Annotated in this window: 17 protein-coding genes; 10 read left to right on the top strand and 7 right to left on the bottom strand. The window is 53.2% G+C overall.

Annotated elements, in window-relative coordinates; genetic code table 11:
* The first annotated feature begins 470 nt into the window (after window positions 1-470).
* From ABLV12_RS22580 to ABLV12_RS22560, 5 genes are all read left to right on the top strand, one after another.
* Entirely contained in the window at window positions 471-1187 is a 717-nt protein-coding gene (locus tag ABLV12_RS22580; RefSeq protein ID WP_064397222.1) for a DUF1120 domain-containing protein, read from the top strand.
* A gap of 102 nt (window positions 1188-1289) precedes the next feature.
* Window positions 1290-1967 (top strand): fimbria/pilus chaperone family protein, encoded by a 678-nt coding sequence (locus ABLV12_RS22575; protein ID WP_348867364.1) that lies wholly within the window; start codon window positions 1290-1292, stop codon window positions 1965-1967.
* Between the two features lie 21 nt (window positions 1968-1988).
* Window positions 1989-4367 (top strand): fimbrial biogenesis usher protein, encoded by a 2379-nt coding sequence (locus ABLV12_RS22570; RefSeq protein ID WP_348867363.1) that lies wholly within the window; start codon window positions 1989-1991, stop codon window positions 4365-4367.
* Complete coding sequence (locus ABLV12_RS22565; protein ID WP_004106188.1) at window positions 4364-4894, top strand: hypothetical protein; 531 nt, start codon at window positions 4364-4366, stop codon at window positions 4892-4894. Before ABLV12_RS22570 ends, ABLV12_RS22565 begins: the two co-directional genes overlap by 4 nt.
* Window positions 4891-5586, top strand: coding sequence for a DUF1120 domain-containing protein (locus ABLV12_RS22560; RefSeq protein WP_004106186.1), 696 nt, complete (start codon window positions 4891-4893; stop codon window positions 5584-5586). The genes ABLV12_RS22565 and ABLV12_RS22560 overlap by 4 nt, the downstream gene beginning before the upstream one ends.
* Window positions 5587-5628: 42 nt before the next feature.
* Here the strand turns inward: ABLV12_RS22560 and gltD are convergent, their stop codons facing one another.
* Both gltD and gltB read right to left on the bottom strand, forming a co-directional pair.
* Window positions 5629-7047, bottom strand: coding sequence for a glutamate synthase subunit GltD (gltD, locus tag ABLV12_RS22555; protein WP_004106184.1), 1419 nt, complete (start codon window positions 7045-7047; stop codon window positions 5629-5631).
* 9 nt (window positions 7048-7056) lie between these two features.
* Window positions 7057-11517, bottom strand: coding sequence for a glutamate synthase large subunit (gltB, locus tag ABLV12_RS22550; RefSeq protein ID WP_004106181.1), 4461 nt, complete (start codon window positions 11515-11517; stop codon window positions 7057-7059).
* Window positions 11518-12190: 673 nt separating this feature from the next.
* Between gltB and ABLV12_RS22545 the strand changes: the two genes are divergently transcribed.
* The 5 genes from ABLV12_RS22545 to mtgA all read left to right on the top strand — a co-directional run bounded on the left by ABLV12_RS22545 (window position 12191) and on the right by mtgA (window position 18439).
* Complete coding sequence (locus tag ABLV12_RS22545) at window positions 12191-13114, top strand: TIGR01212 family radical SAM protein (RefSeq protein ID WP_017145348.1); 924 nt, start codon at window positions 12191-12193, stop codon at window positions 13112-13114.
* A 158-nt stretch (window positions 13115-13272) separates the two neighbouring features.
* Window positions 13273-14337 carry a mannonate dehydratase gene (uxuA, locus tag ABLV12_RS22540; protein ID WP_348867362.1) on the top strand — a complete coding sequence of 355 codons (1065 nt, stop codon included), beginning with the start codon at window positions 13273-13275 and terminating at the stop codon, window positions 14335-14337.
* Window positions 14338-14486: 149 nt separating this feature from the next.
* Window positions 14487-16826 (top strand): aerobic respiration two-component sensor histidine kinase ArcB, encoded by a 2340-nt coding sequence (gene arcB / locus ABLV12_RS22535; protein ID WP_049591507.1) that lies wholly within the window; start codon window positions 14487-14489, stop codon window positions 16824-16826.
* Window positions 16827-17060: 234 nt separating this feature from the next.
* Complete coding sequence (gene elbB / locus ABLV12_RS22530; RefSeq protein WP_004106173.1) at window positions 17061-17714, top strand: isoprenoid biosynthesis glyoxalase ElbB; 654 nt, start codon at window positions 17061-17063, stop codon at window positions 17712-17714.
* Window positions 17711-18439, top strand: a complete 729-nt coding sequence (mtgA, locus tag ABLV12_RS22525; RefSeq protein WP_064397216.1) for a monofunctional biosynthetic peptidoglycan transglycosylase — start codon at window positions 17711-17713, stop codon at window positions 18437-18439. Before elbB ends, mtgA begins: the two co-directional genes overlap by 4 nt.
* 50 nt (window positions 18440-18489) lie before the next feature.
* On the opposite strand, the gene npr is transcribed toward mtgA, so the two are convergent.
* From npr to rpoN, 5 genes are all read right to left on the bottom strand, one after another.
* Window positions 18490-18762, bottom strand: a complete 273-nt coding sequence (gene npr, locus ABLV12_RS22520; RefSeq protein ID WP_004106170.1) for a PTS phosphocarrier protein NPr — start codon at window positions 18760-18762, stop codon at window positions 18490-18492.
* Complete coding sequence (gene rapZ, locus ABLV12_RS22515) at window positions 18759-19613, bottom strand: RNase adapter RapZ (protein ID WP_004106169.1); 855 nt, start codon at window positions 19611-19613, stop codon at window positions 18759-18761. Before rapZ ends, npr begins: the two co-directional genes overlap by 4 nt.
* Window positions 19614-19658: 45 nt before the next feature.
* Complete coding sequence (gene ptsN / locus ABLV12_RS22510) at window positions 19659-20147, bottom strand: PTS IIA-like nitrogen regulatory protein PtsN (protein ID WP_004106168.1); 489 nt, start codon at window positions 20145-20147, stop codon at window positions 19659-19661.
* A 66-nt stretch (window positions 20148-20213) separates the two neighbouring features.
* Window positions 20214-20501 carry a ribosome hibernation promoting factor gene (gene hpf, locus ABLV12_RS22505; protein ID WP_004106167.1) on the bottom strand — a complete coding sequence of 96 codons (288 nt, stop codon included), beginning with the start codon at window positions 20499-20501 and terminating at the stop codon, window positions 20214-20216.
* Between the two features lie 22 nt (window positions 20502-20523).
* On the bottom strand, window positions 20524-21957 hold the full coding sequence (gene rpoN / locus ABLV12_RS22500) for an RNA polymerase factor sigma-54 (RefSeq protein WP_004106166.1): 1434 nt from the start codon (window positions 21955-21957) through the stop codon (window positions 20524-20526).
* Window positions 21958-21984: the final 27 nt, after the last annotated feature.

Genomic DNA, 21984 nt, shown 5'->3' with positions numbered 1-21984 from the left:
CAGATTATTTTGCTGTGCCCTATGGTCATCCAGCACAGGAGATAGGGTATATTAGATGAAATGGGAGTGTGAATTCATATTTTTCTGGGTTTATTTGTTGTAACTTTAATTAAGGTGTTTCTATGATGAATATGTGTTCTTATTTTACTATTGATGCCGTTTATTTATAAAGAGCAGATTAATTAACTGACCTGTGTTTTATTTAACTTACCTGCAGTTCATGTACTATCATCTTGTAATTGTTGAAGGTTTTTACTTTTTAAAATTTGCGATTATTTTTCTTGAGATTAGTCGTTCAATTAAGTAGATTAGCCGGCGGTGAGAGGAGTCTCTTTCATCATTACTTCCAGTGACTAATTCTTTCCTCAATAATTATTGAGGGGATGATTAGTGGCAATGATTTAATTAGATAAAGGATGTGCCGATATTTTTATTGATATCGGTCGTACGATACATTAAGGAAAATTGATATGTTCTCTAAAAAGTCGCTTTCTGCGCTGTGCGTTTGCGCTGCTATTGTTTCTGCTGCGGGCGTTAATGCTGCTACGGATACTACTCTCACCGTTAAAGGAACCTTTGTTCCGGCTGCGTGCACTCCGGAGCTGAGCAATAGTGGCATTGTTGATTACGGCTCTATGAACAACTCGGTTCTTGGGAAACCTATCAGCGGCAGCACCTTAGTTCAGTTGGGCAAAAAATCCATTACGTTAACGGTTAGCTGCGATGCGGCGACCAGCGTGGGCATCGTGGCGAAGGATAACCGTGCCAGTTCTAAAGTTGAGATTTCAAGCTCGGCGTATATTGCTGACTATATCCCGGGGCAAAATATGTCAACGGAATCTGCGGCGTTTGGCCTCGGTACCGTTAATGATATGAAGATCGGTGCTTATTCTGTTACGGCAATGAAGGATGGATTAACTGCTGATGGCGCGGCAGTGGATATGATCGTGAAAAATACGGGTAGTGCAAATAGCTCGTGGGAGAATGCAAATAGCGGAGCTTTATATTACTCCGACGCTACCCGTATCGTTACCGTTGCTGAAACCGGCAAAACTACCCCAATGCTGTTTAAAGATTTAGTGATGCCGCTGGATATTGTTTCCGCCGTTCAGGACAATGGTGTACTGGGTGCCGGAACAAAAATCGAGCTCGATGGTAATGCCACGCTGAGTCTTGTTTATCTCTAATATTTATATGCTGTCCTTCTGAAATTCGGCCCAATAAATATTTTAATAAAATTTGTTGGGCCTGTTAATAAGCTCTATCTCTTTTTAATAAACACCACTAATATGAAAAAAACGCTGCTGTTGTCGTTATTGATATTGATGACCCGGGCCTATGCCAGCGGCATGGTGCCTGAGACGTCGGTTTTACTCGTTGATGAGCAAAAAGGTGAGGTGTCGATGAACCTCACCAATTCAGATCCGCATCCATCTCTGCTTTATACGAAAGTGGTTGATTTAGCCGATAGCGATAAATCTATCCGCTTAATTGTCACGCAGCCGGTAGTACGCGTAGAGCAAGGGGACACGCAAAAGATCCGCTTTATATTGCAAACGTCTAAACCGCTACAACAGGAAGAGTTTAAACGGGTCACCTTTGAAGGAATACCGCCGAAAGAAAAGGGAAAACTGAAAACAACGGTCACTATTCGTCAGGATTTACCGGTCATTATCCATCCGGCTGGCCTGGCGGAGGAGCCCGCGCCGTGGAAACATCTGGTCTGGCGCAAAAAGGGGGGCCCGCTGGAAATCAGTAATCCGAGCGACTATGTCGTCAGGATGACGTCCATGTTTAATACTTTGCCTTCAGGTTCTCCCGGCGAGTTAGCGAAAACGTATCTCCTGCCGCACACCAGTGTCAGCGTAAAATTACCTGCTAAAGCGGGAGCGGATACGAAAGTCGAGTTTTTCCCGGCAAGCCGCTATGGATATAAAGGAGATCGCTACATCACCTCGTTGCAGTGACCATGTTCAAGGATGAACGGAATGCTCAGGAAAAAGCTGTTGGCCTGTCTTATCGGGTTGGGAAGCGCTCAACTGGCGGTAGCTGAAGAGGCCAAAAAGAGCGCGATAGAATTTGATAGTGAAACCTTAACGTCTTTGGGCATCGATCCGCAAATTGCGCATTATTTCTCCTCAGAAGCCAAATTCCTGCCGGGGGCGAGCTCGGTTATGCTGGGCGTTAACGGTAAGGATAAGGGAAATATCGTCGCACACTTTGATGATGACGGCCAGCTGTGTTTCGATAAAGCGTTTATGCAACAGGCCGGTATTCGCCAATCCGTGGTCGACAGCGAGGGCTGCTATGACTATTTACAGGCCCATCCTGAAACGATCCTGAAAGCGTCGCCCGGAAAAGGGCGAATCGATCTGATATTACCGCAGGAGCAGTTAGTCCACCAAAGTACCGACCTCAGCGGATACGACACGAGCGGTACGGCTGGGGTGCTGAATTATACCTTTTTCGCTTCGCGCAACGATTATAGCGGCGGTCATTCCGAGTATTCGCAGCTGATGCTGGACGGCGGTCTAAACGTGAATACCTGGCTGCTGCGTAGCCATCAGCTATTAAGCCGTGCGAATAATCTGTTTACCAGCGAAAATTCGCAGACCTACCTACAGCGCACCTTTACGCAGATAAAAAGCACCGTCAAGGCGGGTGAAATAGGCATGAATAACCCTTTGCTCGACGGCACCGAGCTATACGGTATCTCCTTGATGCCGGAGAGCGTCCTTAACGATGCCGGGAGCGGCGTGCTGGTAACCGGGATCGCCAGTACCCCGCAGGCGCGGGTTGAGATCCGCCAGCAAGGGATCATGGTGTATTCCACTTTAGTGCCTGCCGGCCCCTTTACCTTAACGGATATTCCCCTGCGCAACGTCACCAGCGATCTGACGGTCACCGTTATTGAGACCGATGGCAGCCAGCATAGCCAGGTGGTTCCCGCCTCATTGTATCGCTCCGGGCTGGGGCCTGCGGGCGGATATCAATTTTCATTAGGCCGGGTGAGCGATGCATATAGCCAGCAGCCCTGGGTAGCCAGCCTGGCTGGCGGCTGGAAGCTGAACGCCAGGCATAATTTAACTAGCGGCGCGATCGTTGCCCAGAGCTACCAGGCCTTAGGAATACGCGTTGACTCAGTACTGCCGCAGGAAAATGCGCTTTCTCTTCAGATTAACCAGGCGTTCGATCGCGATAATGCGCAGCAGGGCCAGAAGTACACTCTATCGACCTCCTGTGCAACACAGTCCGGTTTTGGGCTGAATGCTTCGTTGAGCAAATATTCTGAAAAGTATCGTGAGTTTTCTCAGGCCATTGATAAGAATTTTAGCGCCACCAATAAAATGGAGTACTCATTGGGGGCGAGCTGGGGACACCCTGTTATAGGTACGATGAGCGCCAGCTTCTATGATGTAACAGGGTTCGATAGCCAAAATAATTCTCGCTACGCGACGCTTAACTGGGGAAAGAGTTTTAGCGCATTTTCCGTATCGGCAAGCTGGCAGCGCCAGCTCAGCGGCGGGAGTATCGAACAAAGCAATGATAATATTTTTTACCTGAACCTGAATATTCCCTTCCAGCTGCATTCGGTCAATGCTTACGCGCGCAGTGAAAAAGGGCGGAAGAGATTCGGTACTTCGGTAACGGGCACTATCAGCGATGACACCACTTATACCCTCGGCGCCGAACGTGACCAGACCGAGAGTCGGAACAGCTTCAGCGGCGGGATAAATCAGAATCTGCATTACACGCAGCTAAGCATGAATGCGAGTACCAACGGTTCGCAGAGCCATAGCTATTCCGGAACGCTGCGCGGGGGAATGGCCGCCCACCGCCATGGTGTGACTTTTACACCGTGGGCGATTCGCGACACCTTTGCCATTGCCAGCCTGGATAAGCCGGTTTCCGGAGTGCGCATCGAGACATCGCAGGGGCCGGTGTGGACTGACTTCAGCGGTCAGGCAGTCATTCCTTCCGTTTCGGCCTGGCGAGAGGCAGCCGTTGAAATCAACACCGCGACTTTGCCAAAGAACATGGATATTGGCAATGGGCTCAGAATGCTCAAGCAAGGCCGAGGGGCCGTAGGCAAAATCCGCTTTTCTACCATCACGGAACGCCGGGTATTGCTGAGTGTCACGATGGGGAACGGTGATCCGCTGCCGAAGGGGGTCGCCGTCACGGATTCAGCGGGCAATTACTTAACGACTTCCGTCGATGACGGCGTGCTTTTTTTGAACAACCTCACAGGGAGACAAACATTGGTGGCGAAACTGGAAAAGGGAAGTTGCCGCATCTCGCTAACGCTGCCTGAAGCGCCAGACGCAGAGGCGTTCTATGAAAATGCCAGCGGGGTATGTCAATGATTCGTCTATGGCTGGGCCTTAGCCTGCTGGCATTTTCCGGCGCCCTTCTGGCCGAATGCGAATTAAATAGCACGCAGCGTTCGGTTGACTATCTGCCCGTTCGCCCGGCAGAACGTCAGCAGGCGGGAGATAAGCCTGTGGTACTTCCGGAAAAGCAGTTCGTCCTGCATGTACATTGTGATAAGCCACAACGTATTCGGCTTTTCTTCGGTAGCGCCTATGCGCAAAACGGCAGGTTCGCACTTGGCAATCGTGGGGAAATGAATATTACCGCCGGGCAAGCGGTGGCTGACGATCGCGACGTGATGCTGGTCCCTGTACGGAGCGCCGGGGCGCCGATTACCGCTGAAGCAGCAAAGCGATCCCGCATTGTGCTCAATCAAGGGATCGCCTTTGTACAGGGAGAAGAGATTGAAGCCAGTCAGCTCTCTGTGGTTCTGAACGTGGCTTCAATGATGGAGAGCCAGGCGATTACGGATCGCGTAACGTATCGTGGGAATCTGCAGATCAGGGTGGTAACTCCATGAGGTACGCCTTTGTTTTATTCGCGCTTTTACTCAGTCCGATCCTTCACGCCGGCGACAACCTTAGTATTGATTTTACCGTGACCGCAGAAGCGGCGGCGTGCACGCCAACGCTGAGCCATAACGGCATCGTAGATTTCGGTGAACGGCATGTCGGGTCGCTATCAACGTCCGCATTTACCCAGCTAGGCGTGCGGGATATTACCTTAACGGTTACCTGCGAATCCTCCACCGGGATCGCTATTACGGCAAGAGATGCGCGATCCAGTTCCGCTATCACGGGAAAAGATACACACGGCCATGAGGGAGTGCTTTTTCAGGTCAATGGCGGCGGATACATAAGCGACAAATCACGGCTTTTTGGTCTGGGTATGACGATGGAAAATAAACCTATTGGCAGCTATGCGATGCAAATCGATTCCGCCAATACCATCGCGGTTGATGATAAAAAAGTTGCCGTTGATATCGCCGGATCGGCCAGCAAGGAGGGACCGTGGGAAGTTTCCTCGCTTTTACCGCTCCCAACGGGACAGGACTATTTCTATACCTTTGTTAAAAAAGGCTCTTCGGTGCCGCAGCCAATCACGGCGGCAACGGTGCCTCTGCAGATAAGCGCATCGGTGGGAAGTAATCTCAGGAGCGGGCAAAAGGTGACGTTGGACGGCGAGGCGGTAATCAGTATTGTCTATCTCTGAATGAATAAGCTTGCGGGCTCCGGGGCCCGCAAGCTTTTTTCGTTACACTTCCAGGTAGTTCAGGATGCCGTCAGCCGCCTTACGGCCTTCGGCAATCGCGGTGACCACCAGGTCAGAGCCGCGAACGATATCGCCGCCGGCGAAGATTTTCGGGTTGCTGGTCTGGAAAGCATTGTCGCTGCCTTCCGGCGCAATCACGCGGCCCTGAGAATCGAGCTCAACGCTGTGCTTCGCCAGCCATTCCATGCTGTGCGGACGGAAACCAAACGCCATGACTACGGCATCCGCTGGCACCACATGTTCTGAACCGGCAACGATTTCCGCGCGGCGGCGGCCCTTCGCATCCGGCTGGCCCATCTCCGTACGCGCCATCTTCACGCCGCAGACTTTACCGTTGGCATTCACTTCAATGCCCAGCGGCTGAACGTTGAACTGGAATTCCACGCCTTCTTCCCGCGCGTTTTTCACTTCGCGTTTCGAGCCCGGCATGTTCTCTTCATCACGGCGATAGGCGCAGATGACGTGAGTCGCGTTCTGGCGAATCGAGGTACGCACGCAGTCCATTGCGGTGTCGCCGCCGCCAAGAACCACGACGCGTTTGCCTTCCATGCTGACGTACGGCTCGTCCGCCGTTTCACCAAAGCCCATGATCTGCTTGGTATTGGCGATCAGGAAGGGCAGCGCATCAAAGACGCCGCTGGCGTCTTCGTTTTCCAGACCGCCGCGCATTGACTGATAGGTACCAACGCCGAGGAATACCGCATCGTACCCTTTCAGCAGATCGTCGAGCTGTACATCGCGACCCACCTCGGTATTGAGTTTGAACTCAATGCCCATACCGGTAAAGATCTCGCGACGACGGGTCATCACCTCTTTTTCCAGCTTAAAGGCTGGAATACCAAAGGTCAGGAGGCCGCCAATCTCCGGATGGCGATCGAAGACTACCGCCTTCACGCCGTTACGGGTCAATACGTCGGCGCACGCCAGACCTGCCGGACCCGCGCCGATAATGGCGACGGTTTTGCCGGTTTGTTTCACGCCGCTAAGGTCAGGACGCCAGCCCATTTCGAATGCTTTATCGTTGATATAGCGCTCAATGTTACCGATGGTTACCGCGCCGAACTCATCGTTCAGGGTGCAGGAACCTTCGCACAGGCGGTCCTGCGGGCAAACGCGTCCGCAGACTTCCGGTAGGGTATTGGTCTGATGCGACAGCTCAGCCGCTTCGAAAATACGTCCTTCATTAGCCAGCTTCAGCCAGTTCGGGATGTAGTTATGCACCGGGCATTTCCATTCGCAGTACGGGTTGCCGCAGGACAGGCAGCGATCTGCCTGTGCTTTAGCCTGGCCTTCTGAAAACGGCTCGTAAATTTCCACAAATTCAATTTTACGGATCTTCAGCGCTTTTTTAGGCGGATCAACTCGCTGTAAGTCGATAAATTGATAGACATTCTGACTCATCTTAACCCCTTACTGCGCCTGCACCCGCAGCTCAGCTGCGGAACGACTACGGTGACCCAACAGTGCTTTAACATCGCTGGACTTCGGTTTGACCAGCGCAAACTTCGCCGAGAAGGCCGGCCAGTTGGCCAGAATCTCTTCACCGCGCTGTGAACCGGTAAGCTGCACATGCTCGGTAATTAAACCGCGCAGGTGCTCTTCATGGATGGCCAGAGAGTCAACGTCCAGCACTTCTACCAGTTCAGAGTTCACGCGTTTACGGAAGTCGCCGTCTTCATCCAGTACGTAACCAAAGCCACCGGTCATGCCTGCGCCGAAGTTGACGCCGGTTTTGCCCAGCACGCAGACGATGCCGCCGGTCATATATTCACAGCCGTTGTCGCCGATACCTTCGACGACGGTGATAGCCCCGGAGTTACGCACTGCGAAACGCTCGCCCGCACGACCCGCAGCATACAGACGACCGCCGGTCGCGCCGTACAGACAGGTGTTGCCGATAATGCTGGCTTCATGGCTACGGAAGGCCGAGCCTACCGGAGGACGAATGGCGATCAGGCCGCCGGCCATCCCTTTACCCACGTAGTCGTTCGCGTCGCCGGTCAGATGCAGCTCAACGCCGCCGGCATTCCACACGCCGAAGCTCTGACCTGCGGTACCGCTGAAGTGGGCGGTAATAGGATCTGCTGCCAGGCCCTGGTCACCGTGGGTCTGGGCGATGTAGCCGGACAGCGAGGCTCCTACGGAACGGTCAGTATTGCGGATATCGAACCAGAACGTTTTGCTCTGCTTGCCGTCAACAAAGGGTTTTGCCTGCTGCAGCAGCTGCGCATTCAGGACGCCATTATCGAACGGCGGGTTGTTCTCCGTGCAGTACAGCGCTTTGCCCGGATGCGGCTCCGCGGTTTCCAGCAGCTTGCTCAGATCCAGCTTCTGCTGCTTGGCGGTAAAACCGTCCAGCTCTTTCAGCAGATCGGTACGGCCAATCAGATCCACCAGACGCTTCACGCCCAGCTGTGCCATCAGCTCGCGCGTTTCGCGGGCGATGAATTCAAAGTAATTGGTCACTTTAAACGGCAGACCGTGGTAGTGGTTCTTACGCAGTTTGTCATCCTGGGTTGCTACGCCGGTTGCGCAGTTGTTCAGGTGACAAATACGCAGATATTTACAGCCCAGCGCCACCATTGGTCCGGTCCCGAAGCCGAAGCTCTCAGCGCCGAGGATAGCCGCTTTGATGATATCGAGGCCGGTTTTCAGCCCACCGTCGACCTGCAGACGAATTTTATGGCGCAGCCCGTTGGCAACCAGCGCCTGCTGGGTTTCAACCAGTCCAAGCTCCCACGGACATCCCGCGTACTTCACTGACGATAGCGGGCTGGCGCCGGTGCCGCCGTCGTAGCCGGCAATGGTGATTAAATCCGCGTAAGCTTTTGCTACACCGGTGGCAATAGTCCCGACGCCCGGTTCAGAGACCAGCTTCACGGAGATCATCGCTTTCGGGTTGACCTGTTTCAGGTCGAAAATCAGCTGTGCCAGATCCTCGATCGAGTAGATATCGTGGTGCGGCGGCGGAGAAATTAACGTTACGCCAGGTACTGAATAGCGCAGTTTGGCGATATACGGAGTCACTTTATCGCCGGGTAACTGGCCGCCTTCGCCAGGCTTAGCGCCCTGGGCGACTTTAATCTGGATAACGTCGGCGTTGACCAGATAAGCCGGAGTTACGCCGAAGCGGCCGGAGGCGACCTGCTTAATGCGCGACACTTTATTGGTGCCGTAGCGCGCCGGGTCTTCGCCGCCTTCGCCGGAGTTGGAGTTGCCGCCGAGGCTGTTCATGGCTTCCGCCAGCGCTTCGTGCGCTTCCGGGCTCAGCGCGCCGATAGACATCGCCGCGGTATCGAAGCGTTTGAACAGTTCGCTCGCCGGTTCAACGTCGTCCAGGTTCACCGTGGTTCCGTCCGGGGTGACGGAAAGCAGGTCGCGCAGCGTTGCCGCCGGGCGCTCGTTAACCAGCTTCGCGTACTGCTGATAATCGCTGTACTCACCGCTTTGTACCGCTTGCTGCAGGGTGCGCACCACGTCCGGGTTGTAGGCGTGATATTCGCCGCCGTGAACGTATTTCAGCAGACCGCCCTGATCCAGCGGTTTACGCGCCAGCCAGGCACGTTTCGACAGATTCAGCAGATCCTGCTGGAAATCATCGAAGCCCGCGCCGCCGATACGGCTGACAACGCCCTGGAAGCACAGATCGGAGACTTCGCGATGCAGGCCGACCGCTTCAAACAGCTTCGAGCAGCGATAGGATGCAATGGTCGAAATCCCCATCTTCGACATGATCTTATACAGACCTTTGTTGATGCCGTTACGATAGTTCAGCATCACTGCGCGGTACTCTTTGTCGATGGCTTTATTATCGACCAGCTTCGCCAGGGTTTCATAGGCGAGGTACGGATAAATAGCCGTCGCGCCGAAGCCGAGCAGCACGGCAAAGTGGTGCGGATCGCGGGCGCTGGCGGTTTCGACAATAATGTTGGCATCGCAGCGCAGGCTCTTATCGACCAGGCGGGTCTGGATCGCGCCTACCGCCATCGGTGCCGGTACCGGCAGACGGTTTTTAGCGATGTTACGGTCTGAGAGCACCAGCAGAACGGTACCGTTACGCACCATCTGTTCGGCTTTATCGCACAGCGCCTTCACGGTTTCAGCCAGCGTGGTTTCGGCGGCATCAAAAGTGATATCCAGGACGTCGGCGCGATAGTGCTCTTCTTCCATGGTGGTCAGCTGTTTAAAATCCGAGTACAGCAGAATCGGCGATTTGAAGCTCAGGCGATGCGCCTGGCCTTCCGCTTCACAGAAGACGTTCATTTCACGGCCGATGCTGGTGGCCAGCGACATAACGTGCGCTTCGCGCAGCGGATCGATCGGCGGGTTAGTGACCTGCGCGAACTGCTGGCGGAAGTAATCGTAAATGATACGCGGCTGGCTGGAGAGCACGGCAAATGGGGTATCATCGCCCATCGAGCCGACCGCTTCCTGGCCATTTTCACCCAGTACGCGCAGGACGGAATCCAGCTCTTCGGCACTGTAGTTGAACTGTTTCTGATAGCTGGCGAGGGTATCATCGTCCAGCTGGCGGCTACCGACCTCTTCGTCCGGCAGTTCTTCGAACGGCACCAGACGACGGACGTTTTTCGCCATCCACTCTTTATACGGGTGACGGCTTTTCAGATCGTTGTCGGTTTCCGCGGAGTGCAGAATACGCCCCTCGCGGGTATCGATAACCATCAGTTCGCCTGGACCGACGCGGCCTTTTTCAACGACTTCATCCGGCTGATAATCCCAGATACCCACCTCGGATGCGCAGGTGATGAGCTTATCTTTGGTGATCACATAGCGTGCCGGACGCAGGCCATTACGGTCGAGGTTACAGGCGGCGAAGCGACCATCGGACATCACGATGCCCGCCGGGCCGTCCCACGGTTCCATATGCATGGAGTTAAAGTCAAAGAACGAGCGCAGCTCGGGATCCATATCCGGGTTATTTTGCCAGGCTGGCGGAACCAGCAGGCGCATTGCGCGAATGATGTCCATCCCGCCCGCCAGCAGCAGCTCCAGCATGTTATCCATAGAGCTGGAGTCAGAGCCGGTTTCGTTAACGAACGGTGCGGCGTCGTGGAGGTCAGGGATTAGCGGCGTCTGGAACTTATAGGTACGGGCGCGGGCCCACTGGCGGTTACCGGTAATGGTGTTGATTTCACCGTTGTGTGCCAGGTAACGGAACGGCTGAGCCAGCGGCCAGCGCGGCACGGTATTGGTAGAAAAGCGCTGGTGGAACAGACAGATGGCTGACTCCAGGCGCAGATCCGCGAGGTCCAGGTAGAAGCGCGGCAAATCCGCCGGCATACACAGACCTTTATAAATGTTGACCAGGTTCGACAGGCTGCAAACGTAAAAATCTTTATCTTCCTGCAGACGCTTTTCGATACGACGGCGCGCGATGAATAAGCGGCGCTCCATGTCGCGCGGGCGCCAGCCAGCCGGGGCGTTAACAAAGATTTGTTCTATACGTGGCAGCGAGGAGAGGGCGATTTCACCTAGTACGCCTTCATTGGTTGGCACATCGCGCCAGCCGACGATAGACAGCGTTTCGCGCTGAAGTTCTTCTTCGACGATGCGGCGCGCCGCGTTTGCCAGTTCAGGATCCTTATTAAGGAACAGCATCCCAACGGCGTAATTTTTGGCTAAACGCCAGCCGCGCTCTTCCGCAACAATTCGGAAGAAACGATCGGGTTTTTGTAGCAGCAAGCCACAACCGTCGCCGGTTTTTCCATCGGCAAGAATCGCGCCGCGGTGCTGCATTCGGGCCAGTGCGTGTATAGCGGTTCGCACTACCTTGTGGCTAGGTTCGCCTTCTATGTGGGCGATCAGGCCGAAACCACAGTTATCCCTCTCAAGGGATTTATCGTACAACATATCAGTGAACCTCCCCAGGCTCTACGGGACACCCTCCGTTACCGATTGCGCACGGGCACAGAAAGAGCATGGCGACGGGGTTTACACCTCGCATTCGCCCTCTTTAAATCCTTTTCGCATCGGTACACAAGTTTGAGGACTTGCTGTTAAGAGGGAATCTCAATTACTGCATAAATATGATGAGCAGAGCACTCATCCAGAAAGCTTCCAGCGGATTCCCAACTTATCGGGAATCCACACATACGTCAAATGGCAATCTTATTTATACAAAAATGTGCTATGCAATGGCTAATTAAATGATTTTTAAGAGAATAAATGCGTTTTAAATACTACTGAAACGCGCCAGGAGACAGAATCGAGTGTGATCTGTCTCACTGTATCGACGGCACGACATTATCTGTCTGTGCTGAATTGTTTTTTTATCACAGTTTTTTAAACTGCTTTTTATTTATTTTTTGGTGGCTAATACTGTTTTGTGCCAGGGTAAAGATAATTGCCAATCAGCGGCTATGTATAAGGAAAACTCATTACCCTGAACATGAATTAAATTGCAGTTATCTTGATTGTTTATGCAATGAGGTAAGCGGCCGCGTTGACGATTGATCCAGGTCATCGCCGTCGGTAGCTAAAAATGGCAGGCTTGGCCCCTTTCTTAAGGCCGGTCTATCAGATTATGCAGTTACAAAAATTAGTCAACATGTTTGGTGGGGATCTTGCGCGCCGATATGGAGAAAAGGTTCACAAACTGACGCTGCACGGTGGATTTAGCTGTCCAAATCGCGATGGCACCATTGGTCGTGGCGGCTGTACCTTTTGTAATGTCGCTTCTTTTGCCGATGAAGAGCAGCAGCACCGTTCGATTGCTGAGCAGCTAGCCCATCAGGCGCAGCGGGTAAACCGGGCTAAGCGCTATTTGGCCTATTTCCAGGCCTATACCAGTACGTTTGCCGAAGTTCAGGTACTGCGATCCATGTATCAGCAGGCAATCAGCCAGGCCAGCATCGTCGGGCTGTGCGTGGGCACCCGCCCGGACTGCGTCCCCGGAGCCGTATTGGACCTGCTGAGTGAGTATCGGGAGCAGGGCTACGAAGTATGGCTCGAGCTGGGTTTACAAACCGCGCATGATAAAACGCTGCACCGAATTAACCGCGGCCACGATTTTGCCTGCTATCAGCGAACCACCCGCCTGGCACGCGAGCGCGACCTTAAAGTGTGTAGCCACCTTATCGTGGGCCTGCCGGGCGAGGGACAGGGTGAATGCCTGGAGACCTTAGAGCAGGTAGTGGAGACCGGCGTAGACGGCATTAAGCTGCATCCACTTCATATTGTGAAGGGGAGCATTATGGCCAGGGCCTGGCAGGCAGGAAGGTTAAACGGTATTGCGCTGGACGACTATACGGTTACCGCAGGAGAGATGATCCGTCACACCCCTCCGGAAGTGATTTTTCACCGTATCTCCGCCAGCGCGCGCCGCCCAACGCTGCTGGCGCCGCTGTGGTGTGAGAACCGCTGGACCGGGATGGTTGAACTGGATAAATACCTCAATGAACACGGCGTTCAGGGGTCTGCTCTCGGTCGTCGCTGGATCTCTCCATAGCAGGCGGATAACGTCATCGCTACGGCGGATTTATTTTGCTTTATCCTCTGAAAAAAAGTGGTGTGACCAATGTCACTGTCGTTGATATAAATCTGGTTATTTTATCTTGTATGGTAGTAGGCTATGACCGTTAATAATATTGAATCAGGTGATTTCGTATGCAAATGACAATGCGTTGGTTTGGGCCGGAGGAAGACAAGGTCTCTCTGGAATATATCCGCCAGGTTCCCGGCGTTGAAGGCGTGGTGGGGGCGCTCTATGATGTCGCGGTTGGTGAGGTCTGGCCGCTGGAAAAAATCCAGCGCCTGGTAAATCAGGTTCATGATGCCGGGCTAAAAATGGAAGTTATCGAAAGCGTCAATATTCATGACGATATTAAAATAGGCCTGCCTTCCCGCGATCGCTATATCGCCAACTATCAACAGACTATCCGTAATCTTGCCCGGTTTGGCGTAAAAGTGATTTGCTATAACTTCATGCCGGTTTTTGACTGGATGAAGACCGATATGAACTATGTTCTGCCGGATGGCTCCCGGACGATGGCTTTTGAAAAAAAAGATATTGATAAGAGCCTGGAAGAGGTGGTGAAAGAGGTTCTGGATAACTCAAATGGTTTTGCTCTGCCGGGCTGGGAACCTGAGCGTCTGGCCAAAGTTCAGGAGCTGTTTGCGCAGTACAAAGATGTTGATGACAAGACGCTGCGGGAGAATCTGGTCTATTTCCTGAAGGCGGTTATCCCCGTCTGTGAAGAGTTCGGCGTGAGAATGGCTATTCACCCAGACGATCCGCCGTACTCTATTTTTGGCTTGCCGCGTATCGTGAAAAATCGCGACGATCTGGATTGGATCTGCCGGGCGGTAGATTCTGAGGCCAATGGCATCACGCTCTGCACCGGTTCAATCGCGGAAGATCCTGCCAATGACGTCTACTCGATTCTGGCCGAGTTTACACGGCGCAAGCGTATCCATTTTGCCCATTTGCGTAATATTAATCTTATTAAAGATAAAGACTTTTATGAATGCGCTCATCCGTCAGAATTCGGCTCTTTGGACATGTATAAAGTGATGCAGGCGCTCTATGACAATGGTTTTAGTGGCTATATACGCCCGGATCATGGACGTTTTATCTGGGGTGAAACAGGGCGGCCAGGTTATGGATTATACGACCGTGCGCTGGGCGTGACCTACCTGAAGGGGCTGTGGGAAGCGCTCAGTAAACGCTAACGCTCGTTTTGTTCTCTTCTCTATTTCCGGCTGACGCCAGTTCAGCGTCAGCCGCGTAACTCCAATCCTTCCCGCATTTTTTGCACAACTTACAGCGTCTTGCTCAGAATTGAGTATTATTGTGCGAAGTTGTCGCGAAGGAATCCCTTATGAAGCAAATCCGTATGCTGGCGCAGTATTATGTTGACCTGATGATGAAGCTGGGTCTGGTGCGCTTTTCAATGCTGCTGGCCTTTGCGCTGGTGGTGCTGGCGATAGTTGTGCAGATGGCCGTTACGATGGTGCTGCATGGCCAGGTGGAAAGTATTGATGTGATCCGCTCCATCTTCTTCGGCCTGCTGATTACCCCATGGGCGGTCTATTTCCTTTCGGTGGTGGTTGAGCAACTGGAAGAGTCCCGGCAGCGCCTCTCGCGGCTGGTAGAGAAACTGGAGGAGATGCGCGAGCGCGATCTCAAGCTGAATGTGCAGCTCAAGGACAATATCGCCCAGCTTAATCAGGAAATCGGCGAACGTGAAAAGGCGGAAGCGGAACGTGAAACGACGCTTGAGCAGCTCAAAATTGAGATGAAAGAGCGTGAAGAGGCGCAAATTCAGCTTGAGCAACAATCCTCTTTTCTGCGCTCCTTCCTTGATGCTTCTCCGGATCTGGTTTTCTATCGTAATGAAGATAAAGAGTTTTCCGGTTGTAACCGTGCGATGGAGCTTTTGACAGGCAAAAGTGAAAAGCAGCTTATCCATCTGAAGCCGCAGGATGTTTATACCGAAGAAGTGGCGGAAAAGGTGCTGGAAACGGATGAGAAAGTCTTCCGCCATAACGTCTCACTAACCTACGAACAGTGGCTGGATTATCCGGACGGGCGTAAGGCCTGCTTTGAAATCCGTAAGGTTCCTTATTACGACCGCGTAGGTAAGCGGCGCGGCCTGATGGGTTTTGGCCGCGATATCACGGAGCGTAAGCGCTATCAGGACGCTCTGGAGCGAGCCAGCCGAGATAAGACCACCTTTATCTCAACGATCAGCCACGAGCTGCGTACGCCGCTTAACGGCATTGTAGGGCTTAGCCGAATTCTGCTGGATACCGATTTGACCGGCGAACAGGAAAGATACCTGAAAACCATCCATGTCTCAGCGGTAACCCTTGGTAATATCTTCAATGATATTATTGAGATGGATAAGATGGAGCGGCGTAAAATTCAGCTGGACAACCAGCCGGTTGATTTTACCGGTTTCCTTGCGGACCTGGAAAACCTCTCCGGCCTGCAGGCGCAGCAGAAAGGCCTGCATTTTGTGCTGGAACCCACGCTTCCGCTGCCGCATAAAGTGATCACCGACGGAACGCGTTTACGCCAAATCTTGTGGAATCTTATTAGTAATGCGGTGAAATTTACTCCGCAAGGCGGGAATGTGAACGTCCGCGTGCGCTATGACGAGGGGAATATACTGCACTTCGAAGTGGAAGATTCAGGTATCGGCATCCCTGAAGCGGAGCAGGATAAGATTTTCGCCATGTACTACCAGGTTAAAGATAGCCAGGGCGGCAAGCCTGCGACGGGCACCGGTATCGGTCTTGCCGTATCACGTCGCCTGGCGCGAAATATGGGGGGGGATATCTGCGTTTCCAGCCTGCCGGGTAAAGGCGCGACATTTACCCTCACCGTACATGCTCCGGCCGTTGCGGAAGAGGTTGAAGATACGCTGGCGGAAGATGAAATGCCATTACCTGCGCTGAATGTGCTGCTGGTGGAAGATATTGAGCTAAACGTGATCGTTGCGCGATCGGTACTTGAGAAGCTTGGCAATAGCGTCGATGTGGCGATGACCGGTAAGGCTGCGCTGGAGATGTTCGTCCCCGGCGAATACGATCTGGTGCTGCTTGATATCCAGCTGCCGGATATGACCGGCCTTGATATCTCTCGTCAGCTTAAACAGCGCTTTGCCGCCGACGAGCTTCCGCCGTTGGTTGCGCTTACCGCTAACGTACTGAAGAACAAGAATGAGTATCTGGAAGCGGGAATGGATGATGTCCTGAGTAAGCCGTTATCGGTTCCGGCATTAACCGCGATTATCAAAAAATTCTGGGATGCGCCGGAAGAAGAGGAGAATGAGATGCCATCTGTAGATAGCAGTAAATCGGCTTCAGTACTGGATATTCCGATGCTTGAGCAGTACATCGAACTGGTAGGGCCGAAGCTTATTTATGACGGTCTGGCCGTCTTTGAAAGAATGATGCCGGGCTATATGGCGGTTCTGGAGTCTAATTTGACCGCTCGCGACCAGAAAGGAATTGTTGAAGAGGGGCACAAGATTAAAGGGGCTGCGGGCTCGATCGGTTTGCGCCATATTCAACAGTTAGGTCAGCAGATCCAGACGCCGGATTTACCCGCATGGTCGGATAACGTTGGCGAATGGGTTGAAGAGATGAAATCCGAATGGCAAAGCGATGTCGCGGTACTGAAAGCGTGGGTCGCGGCGGCAGATAAAAAATGACCCCGGATAAACCGGGGTGCGCGAATACTGCGCCAACACCAGGGAACTGGACATTGCGCCAGAATCATTTAAGTGATTTTTTTACACGGCGCAACCTGAGGATTTGGCTTACTCGCTCATTAAGATAGCAAACCTTAAATATTTTGTTACGTGAAACAGTAAAATATGTGAAGCATAGCGAGTAAATCAAAATTTTTGACTGCTTTCATAAACTTGTACTAAGGGGCTGATGTGATGAAGAAAATTGGTGTCGTGCTGAGCGGATGCGGCGTTTATGACGGAAGTGAAATCCATGAAGCCGTCATTACCCTGCTGGCAATTGCCCGCAGCGGGGCTCAGGCCGTTTGCTATGCGCCGGATAAAGTACAAACCGATGTTATCAATCATCTGACCGGCGAAGCGCAGGCGGAAAGCCGTAATGTGCTGGTGGAAGCGGCGCGTATCGCGCGCGGAGAGATTCAGCCTTTGGCCAATGCCCGAGCGGATGAGCTGGACGCGCTGATTGTGCCCGGCGGTTTTGGCGCGGCAAAGAATCTCAGTAGCTTTGCCTCGCAGGGGAGCGAATGTGAAGTGGATAGCGATCTTAAAGCGTTGGCTCTGGCGATGCATCAGGCCGGTAAGCCGCTGGGCTTTATCTGCATCGCTCCGGCGCTGTTGCCGAAAATTTTCGCTATTCCGCTACGCGTGACCATCGGTACCGATCTCGATACCGCCGATGCGGTAGAGGAAATGGGCGCTGAGCACGTGCCTTGCCCGGTGGATGATATTGTAGTTGATGAAGATAACAAAGTGGTGACGACTCCGGCGTACATGCTGGCGCAGAACATCGCGGAGGCGGCGAACGGAATTGAAAAACTGGTCGCTCGCGTCCTGGTGCTGGCCGCATGACCCTCCGCTTTTCGCCGCTGCGGATGATGAAGCGTTTTGTTCTGAGGCTGCTGTTGGCTTGCGTGGTGCTTTGGGGCGGCGGAATTGCGCTGTTTAGTATCGTGCCCGTCCCTTTTTCGGCAGTGATGCTGGAGCGCCAGGTCAGCGCCTGGCTTTCCGGGAATTTTCATTATGTCGCCCATTCCGATTGGGTGGGGATGGATGAAATCTCGCCGTGGATGGGGCTTGCCGTTATTGCTGCAGAAGATCAGAAATTCCCGGAGCACTGGGGATTTGATGTTTCGGCCATTGAGAAGGCGCTGGCGCATAACGAGCGCAATGACAGCCGGATCCGCGGAGCGTCAACGCTGTCGCAGCAAACGGCAAAAAACCTGTTCCTGTGGGATGGCCGCAGCTGGCTGAGAAAAGGGCTGGAGGCGGGGCTGACCGTCGGCATCGAGACGGTCTGGAGCAAAAAACGGATCCTCACCGTTTATCTCAATATTGCTGAGTTTGGCGACGGAACGTTTGGCGTAGAAGCCGCATCGCAGCGCTATTTTCACAAACCTGCCAGTAGACTGACGGCTGCAGAAGCCGCGCTTTTAGCTGCGGTTTTGCCCAATCCCATTCGCTTTCGCGCCGATGCGCCGTCGGGTTATGTTCACCGCCGTCAGGCGTGGATCCTGCGCCAGATGAGGCAGTTAGGTGGGGAAGGTTTTATGCGGGCGAATAAGCTACTTCAATAAACTTGCTATCAGATCTCCCCGGTAAGCACCGCTGCAGCCGGGGAATACCTCTAGTCTTCATCAAACCCGGCGTTGAATAGCGCGATAACGGCGGCCAGCGCTTCAACCTCCTGCGGGCCGTTGGCTTCAATCTCAATCTGACGGCCTTTAGCCGAGTCGAGCATCAGCAAGGCAATCACGCTATTCGCTTCAGCTTCAGTACCTTCATCATTGCGCAGCAGGACTTCAGCATCATAATTCTGCATTAATTCAAACAGCTTCATCGCCGGGCGAGCGTGCATGCCCAGCTTATTGGTGATTTCAACGGTTTGCTTAACGGTCATGATTTGCGTTTTTCCAGCGTCCGATGACGGGACTGCACGTTCTTACCGCGCGAGCGGAAGTAGTCAGCCAGCTGTTCGGCGATATAAACCGAACGGTGTTTACCACCGGTACAACCAATAGCTACCGTCAGATAGCTGCGGTTATTGGTCTCCAGCATAGGTAACCATAGCTCAAGATAGCTGCGGGTCTGGTAAATGAAATTATGAACTTCCGTGTGCCGGTCGAGGAAAGCGGCCACGGGTTTATCAAGGCCGGTCATCGGGCGCAGCTTCGGATCCCAGTGCGGGTTCGGCAGAAAGCGCACGTCAAAAACGTAGTCGGCATCGATAGGGATGCCGTGCTTAAAGCCAAAGGATTCAAACACCATCGTCAGTTCGCGTTCGCGTTTACCCAGCAAACGCGTGCGCAACATTTCTGCCAGCTCATGCACCGACATTTCAGAAGTATCGACGATCAGGTCGGCGCGGGAGCGCAGAGGTTCCAGCAGATCGCTCTCTTCATCAATGGCGCTTTCCAGCGACAGGTTTTTGCTCGATAGAGGATGTAAACGACGGGTGTCGCTATAGCGGCGAATCAGGGTGTTACGATCGGCATCAAGGAACAGCAGCTGAGGTGAAAACTCTGCGGGCAGATTTTTCATCGCCTGCTCGAAGATTTCCGGCGATTCGGGCATGTTTCGCACGTCAATACTGACGGCCGCCGAGATGTTTCTGTCGGCGAGCGAACGCGCCAGCTCTGGCAACAGCACAACCGGCAGGTTATCGACGCAGTAAAAACCCATATCTTCCAGCGCTCGCAGGGCGACGGATTTCCCCGACCCTGAACGGCCGCTGACGATCATCAGTACCATGTACCGTTTCTCCTCAGTACGAAAAAGAGTAAGGTGCGACTTCCGTTATGCCTCATTGTTGCTTCCCGCTTCAGTGATGATTTCATAGAGCTCTTCATCACTTTGTGCAGCGCGCAGACGGCGGCAAATAGTTTTATCTGCCAGGCGCTTCGCCACCAGCGAGAGCGTATGCAGATGCGTTTTAGTTTGATCGGCCGGGACGAGAAGGGCAAACAGCAGATCGACAGGTTGATTGTCGATAGCATCAAAGGCAATCGGGGTTTCCAGTTGAACAAAAACGCCCACGGCGCGCAGCGTATCCTCTTCGAGTTTACCGTGGGGGATCGCAATGCCGTTACCAATCCCGGTACTGCCCATTTTCTCACGGGTGAGAATCGCCTCGAACACCACCTGGGGCGCTAAGCCTAACTGCTTTGCCGCCAGCTCGCTGATGATTTCCAGCGCGCGCTTTTTGCTCTGGCAGTGAACCTGGCTACGGGTACATTCCTGGTTAAGGACATTGCTCAGTTGTAGAGCCGAATCGTTATTTATCATAATTTCACCTGAGCTCACCCTGGCCAACCGCCTGCAGGCGGTTGGCGTAGGCTATTGCCCGGACAATTAGTGTTGTTTCAGTTTATCTTTATGTTTTGTTAACTGTCTTGCCAGCTTATCGATAAGGCCATCGATAGCAGCATACATATCCTGCCCTTCCGCACTGGCATGGATTTCGCCACCGTTGACATGCAGATTGGCGTCCGCAATTTGCGTCACCTTCTCCACTTTTAACACAATATAGACCTGATTGATCCTGTCGAAAAACTGCTCCAGTTTGCTGAACTTCGCCGTCACGAAATCGCGCATGGCGGGAGTTATTTCGACGTTGTGTCCTGTAATGTTGAGCTGCATAGTGTCTTCCTTATCGGTTGGGTCAAACCAGCTGCTTGCGCTGATTCGACGGCGGGATGGATAAAGACTCTCGGTACTTAGCAACGGTTCGCCGCGCCACCATAATACCCTGATCGGACAGCATGGTGGTGAGCTTACTGTCACTCAATGGTTTCGCGGGGTTTTCCGCGGCGATTAATTTCTTCACCAGCGCGCGAATGGCCGTCGACGATGCTTCGCCGCCGCCTTCGGTGTTCACATGGCTTGAGAAGAAATACTTCAGCTCAAAAATACCGCGTGGACTGTGCAGGTATTTTTGCGTGGTAACGCGTGAAATAGTGGATTCATGCATTTCGACGGCCTGAGCGATATCCGCCAGCACCATCGGCTTCATAAACTCTTCACCTTGTTCAAAAAAGGCCTGCTGCTGTTCGACGATGCAGCGGCTGACGCGCAGCAGGGTGTCGTTGCGGCTCTCCAGGCTCTTGATAAGCCAGCGGGCTTCCTGGAGATTGCTGCGGATAAACTGGCCGTCAGCATCATTGCGCGCACTGTTGCCCATTGCCGCATAGTGCTGATTGATCTTCAGGCGGGGAAGGCTATCTGAATTGAGTTCGACAACCCAACGATCGTGAACCTTACGCACCAGCACGTCAGGGATGACATATTCCGGCTCGCCAGTTTGAATCGACTGGCCCGGGCGCGGATCCAGCGATTGGATCAGATTCACCGCTTCCTTTAACACCTCTTCTTTCAGGCGGGTAACGCGCATCAGAGTACGGAAGTCATGGTTGGCCAGCAGATCGAGATGATCGCTGATGATCAGGCGAGCTTCATCAATCCACGGCGTCTCTTTGGCAAACTGTGAAAGCTGAACCAGCAGGCAATCGCGCAAGTCTTTCGCCGCCACGCCGACGGGGTCGAAACGCTGGATGCGCTTGAGCACCGCTTCAACTTCTTCAAGTCCGATTTCATCATCGCCAATACTTTCAACGATCTCTTCGACAGGAATAGTCAGGTACCCTGTGTCATCAACGGCATCGACGATTGAGGTCGCAATGGCGCGATCGGTATCGGTAAATGGCGTGAGTTCAACCTGCCACATCAGGTAATCCTGCAGGCTTTGCGTGGTCTCGCCCTGATAGACGGGCAGTTCATCATCCTGATAATCGACGCCGTTGCCTGAGGGCGTTCCCGCGGTATAGATCTCATCCCAGCTGGCATCAAGCGGCAGCTCGTCGGGCATCTCTTTCTGCTCAAGGGCATCGACGGTATCCAGAGATTCGCGATCCTCGGCCTCTTTGGTTTCTACCTCATCGTGAAGATCGGTTTGCTCCAGCAACGGGTTGCTGTCCAGCGCCTGCTGGAGTTCTTGCTGGAGTTCTAACGTAGACAACTGCAGTAAACGAATCGCCTGCTGCAGTTGTGGCGTCATGGCAAGCTGTTGGCTTAGCCTTAATTGCAAACCTTGCTTCATATTCAGGGCCAATATCTCCGGCTAAAA

The organism is Klebsiella sp. CN_Kp100 (assembly GCF_040065315.1).
GTDB lineage: Bacteria > Pseudomonadota > Gammaproteobacteria > Enterobacterales > Enterobacteriaceae > Klebsiella > Klebsiella oxytoca.
Note: the sequence above shows the minus strand (reverse complement) of the source record. Positions and strands in the feature narration are given on the sequence as shown.